Annotated in this window: 5 protein-coding genes; all 5 read left to right on the top strand. The window is 65.3% G+C overall.

Features of this window, described 5'->3' with window-relative positions; translation table 11 throughout:
- Positions 1 to 197 (top strand): hypothetical protein (locus tag V7D81_RS19550; RefSeq protein ID WP_324319419.1); only part of this gene is annotated, 197 nt, incomplete at its 5' end.
- Positions 198 to 203: 6 nt separating this feature from the next.
- The gene (locus V7D81_RS19555; RefSeq protein ID WP_324319421.1) at positions 204 to 695 is read left to right on the top strand and encodes a TPM domain-containing protein; all 492 of its coding nucleotides are present in this window, start codon (positions 204 to 206) and stop codon (positions 693 to 695) included.
- Positions 696 to 945: 250 nt separating this feature from the next.
- Positions 946 to 2,271 (top strand): L,D-transpeptidase family protein, encoded by a 1,326-nt coding sequence (locus V7D81_RS19560; protein WP_324319423.1) that lies wholly within the window; start codon positions 946 to 948, stop codon positions 2,269 to 2,271.
- A 143-nt stretch (positions 2,272 to 2,414) separates the two neighbouring features.
- On the top strand, positions 2,415 to 3,602 hold the full coding sequence (locus V7D81_RS19565; RefSeq protein ID WP_324319425.1) for a glycosyltransferase: 1,188 nt from the start codon (positions 2,415 to 2,417) through the stop codon (positions 3,600 to 3,602).
- A gap of 96 nt (positions 3,603 to 3,698) precedes the next feature.
- Positions 3,699 to 4,568, top strand: coding sequence for a KPN_02809 family neutral zinc metallopeptidase (ypfJ, locus tag V7D81_RS19570; RefSeq protein WP_349257696.1), 870 nt, complete (start codon positions 3,699 to 3,701; stop codon positions 4,566 to 4,568).
- The last annotated feature ends 42 nt before the right edge of the window (positions 4,569 to 4,610 follow it).

Raw genomic sequence — 4,610 nt, forward strand, 5'->3', positions numbered from 1 at the left:
CCGCCGTACTGGCGTTCATTTTCACGCTGTTCGGGGGCGGAGGCTTTGGCGGCGGCGGCTGGAGCAGTCATCGCCGCGGTGGCGGTTTCGGCGGCGGCTGGGGAGGCGGCTTTGGCGGTGGGGGAGGATTCGGGGGCGGCGGCTGGAGCGGCGGAGGCGGCGGTTTCGGTGGCGGCGGCGCCTCCGGTCGCTGGTGACGGCGCATGAACTTCGCCCGCACCTGTCGTCATCTCTTCAGCACCGGCTGGAACCTGCGGCGCGTGTTCGATGCGCCGACGCTGGCGTCGATCGAAGACGCCATCCGCGAGACGGAAAAGCAGCACGGCGGCGAGATCCGTTTCGCCATCGAAAACGATCTCGACTTTCTGGAACTGTGGCACGACGTCTCGCCGCGCTCGCGCGCCATCGACGCCTTCGCCCACCTGCGGGTCTGGGACACCGAGCTGAACAATGGCGTGCTGATCTACGTTCTGTGGGCAGACCACGACGTCGAGATCGTCGCGGACCGGGGTTATCGGGAGAAGGTGGGCGAACAGCAGTGGCGCGCGATCTGCCAGCAGATGGAAAAACACTTCGCCGCCGGCCGGGCCTCGCAGGCCTGCGTCGAAGGTATCCGCGCCGCGGGCCAGCTTATCGCGCAGCACTTCCCCGCGGCCGATCGCAACGAGCTGCCCGATCGGCCGGTGTTTCTCTGATCCCGGAGGAATGGCCGCAAAAAGGCGCAAAAAACCTCAAAGCCGGAATTCATTCATTCCGACTATGTGACTCTTGCGCCTTTTTGCGGCCATTTCTTCTCTTCAGGAACCGTTGGCACCCAGCGACGGTCATCTCGCCGCGCCGGCTTTGCAGGTCGCGCCGATCCGCCTCATTTGGTAAAAGGGCCGCATGAATCCGCGATCGTTTTCTTCTGTCGGCCTTGTCCGACATGGCGCCGCTCTGACGGCGATGTTCCTGCTGGCGGGTTGCGAACTCCTGCAGCCCAGGACGGAACCCGTGGTCGAAGAGGTGCCGCCGGCGCCGCCTGCACCGGTCTACGTCGAACCTGTTGCAACGCATCGCTTCGAACTGCAGCCCGAGCAGGACGTCATCGGCACGCTGCAGGTGACGAAGGTGCAGGGCGAGGACACGTTCTCCGACATCGCGCGGCGCTTCAATGTCGGCTACGAGGAAATGGTTCGTGCCAATCCGGGCATCGATCCGTGGGTGCCGGGCGTCGATCGCGAAGTCGTCGTGCCGACGCAGTACGTGTTGCCGAATGCGCCGCGAGAGGGACTCGTGATCAATCTCGCGCAACTGCGCGTGTACTACTTTCCGAAGGTGAAGGAAGGCGAGCCGCAAACCGTCCTTACGCATCCGATCGGTGTCGGCAAGGTGGGCTGGTCGACGCCCGAAGGCACCACCAAGATCCTGAGCAAGGCGAAGAATCCGACCTGGACGCCGCCGGCTTCGGTCCGCAAGGAGCATCGCGAAGCGGGCGATCCGCTGCCGCGAGTCGTGCCGCCCGGTCCGGACAATCCGCTCGGCGCGTACAAGATGACGCTGGGCTGGCCGAGTTACCTCGTGCACGGTACCAACAAGCCCTATGGCGTCGGCATGCGCTCGAGCCATGGCTGCATCCGCTTCTATCCCGAGGACATCGCCGAGCTGTACGACGACATTCCCGTCGGCACCAAGGTGACGGTGGTGAACCAGCCTTTCGTGTTCGGCTGGCATCAGGGCGCGCTGTTCGTGCAGGCGTTTCCGGTGGCCGAAGATGACGAGCGCGAACATCCGAGCGGCGCCGATGCGCTGCTGAATGCCGCGATCTCCGATCAGATGTGGCAGACCGTCAAGCAGCACAACGTGTCGATCGATCTCGATCTGGTGACGAAGCTGGCCGACGATCCGCGCGGCATTGCGGTGCCGGTCACCCGCACGCAGCGTCCGGAAATCAATGCGCAGCGCGGCAGCAAGAAGAAGCTGCCGGCCCAGCCGGCACCGGGTCTGACGCTCGAGCAGTACGTCGCCTCGGCGCGGCATGTCGAGAATCGCGTGCCCGAAGGCGCGAACTGGAACGGCAAGGATGAGCTGCTGGTAACCGCTGAAGAATTCGAAGCCGCGCGCAACGGCACGATCCTGCCGAAGGAAAAGGCAAAGCCGGCCAAGAAGGCGACGCCCGCTCCGGCCGCCGCGAAGAAGCCGGCGGCCAAGCCGGTCGCGACGACGGCGAAGTCGGAGACGACGGCCGCAGCATCCGCGAGCACCGCGACCGGGACGAAGGGCACGCGCTGATTCCGGTCTTCCTGTAGGTCAGGCTTTAGCCTGACTTCTTCAGAAGGCCGGCTGAAGCCGGCCCCACAAGGGGAAGAAGAAGGCACGCTCACTGTCATCCCGCCGTCATCCGGCACCGCTACGCTGCCGGCATGCGCGTGCTGATGATTTCCGACGTCTACTTCCCACGCATCAACGGCGTATCGACGTCCATCCAGACCTTCCGTCGCGGGCTGCATGCAGCGGGCGTGGAAACCGTGCTGGTTGCCCCGGAGTACCCGGTCGCATGGCAGGGAGCCGACGACGACGAGATCGTGCGCATCCCTTCGCGCTACCTGCCGCGCGATCCCGAAGACCGCGCGATGAAACTCGCGCCGCTGCGCCAGCTGCGCTCGAAGCTGTCGCAGCGAGGTTTCGATCTCGTGCACATCCAGACGCCGTTCATCGCGCACTATCAGGGCGTGCGCATCGCGCGCGAACTGGGCATTCCGGCGATCGAGACCTATCACACCTATTTCGAGGAATACCTCTATCACTACGTGCCGCTGATGCCGCGCGGCCTGATGCGCTTCATCGCGCGGCGCTTCACGTCGTCGCAATGCAATGTACTCGATGCGCTGGTCGTGCCTTCGCGCGCGATGCAGGACGCGCTGGAGAACTACGGCGTGCGTTGTCCCATGCAGATCGTTCCGACCGGCATGGAGATGGAGCGCTTCGCCGCCGGCGACGGCGCGCGGTTTCGCGCACAACTGAACATCGCGCCGCAGCAGCCGACGCTGGTGCATGTCGGTCGCATCGCGCACGAGAAGAACATCGACTTCCTGTTCCGGATGCTGACGCACGTGATCACCCGTCACCCGGACGTCGTGCTGATCGTCGCCGGCGAAGGTCCGGCGCTCGCACACTGCAAGTCGTACGCAGCATCGCTTGGGCTGTCGCAACACGTCCGCTTCGTCGGCTATCTGTCGCGCGACAGCGCGCTGCTGGATTGCTACAAGGCCGGTGACCTGTTCGTGTTCTCGTCCAGGACCGAAACGCAGGGGTTGGTGCTGCTGGAAGCCATGGCGCTGGGTGTGCCGGTCGTCTCCACCGCCCACATGGGAACGGCCGACATCGTCCGGCCCGAACGCGGCGCCCGCGTTGCGCCGGACGACGAAGCGGGATTTGCCGCGATCGTGGCGCGCCTGCTCGGCGATCCGCAGATACGCAGTGCGATGGCGGAAGAAGCCCGGATCTATGCCGCGACCTGGTCGGCATCCGCCATGACCGCCCGTCTCATCGATTTCTACCGCAGCGCGATCCTGGCGCGCGCCCGTCCGCAGCCGGAACTCTCCAGCCAGCACACGGGTTGATCGTCGGTCCCGACGTTGCCGGTGCCGGCCATTGCGGAAACTCCCGTCGCTTGCGCCTCGACGCGGCTGCAGCCATCGGCGAATAATCGGGCCGCGATACCATGGCCTGCGGGGAGAACGTCTATGCGTCTGGGTGATCGGCGCGAAAGCAGCAATGTCGAAGATCGTCGCGGCATCCGTTATGGCCGCGCCGGCGGGATCGGTCTCGGGACCATCGTCCTTGCCCTCGTGGCGATGTATTTCGGACAGGATCCGAACGTCGTGCTGCAGGGGATGCAGGAGCAGGGCCCGGTGCAGGAGCAGCAGGTCCCGTATCAGGAATCGGCGACCGAAGCGGAGGCGCGCGTCCTCGTCTCGAAAGTGCTCGCCGACACCGAAGATACCTGGGGCGCGATCTTCGCCTCGGCGGGCCGCGCCTACGAGCAGCCGAAGCTGGTGCTCTTTTCCGAAGGCGTGCAGACCGGTTGCGGTTTCGGCCAGTCGGCGATGGGCCCGTTCTACTGTCCTGCCGATCACAAGGTCTACATCGACCTGACTTTCTACCAGGAACTGAAGGATCGCTTCGGCGCGCCCGGCGACTTCGCGCAGGCATACGTCATCGCCCACGAAGTCGGCCATCACGTGCAGACGCTGCTGGGCATATCAGAGAAGACCACCGCCGCGCGTCAGCGCGCGAGCGAAGCCGAGGCCAACGCGATTTCAGTACGCCAGGAACTGCAGGCCGACTGCTTCGCCGGCATCTGGGCACACAACGCCGATCAGTCCCGACCGCTGCTCGAATCCGGCGATGTCGAAGAAGGCCTCAATGCCGCCGCCGCCATCGGCGATGACCGGCTCACCCAGGGTCGCGCACCGCCGGAAGCGTTCACGCACGGCACGTCCGAACAGCGCGTGCGCTGGTTCAAGCGCGGCCTAGACACCGGCTCGATGGATCAGTGCGATACGTTCGCAGCGCGGTCGCTTTAATCAGGCGGACTCCGTTTCCTCTTCTTCCTGTGGGGCCGGCTT

The sequence above is a fragment of the Povalibacter sp. genome (assembly GCF_036735925.1).
In the GTDB taxonomy this organism is placed as follows: Bacteria; Pseudomonadota; Gammaproteobacteria; order Steroidobacterales; family Steroidobacteraceae; genus Steroidobacter.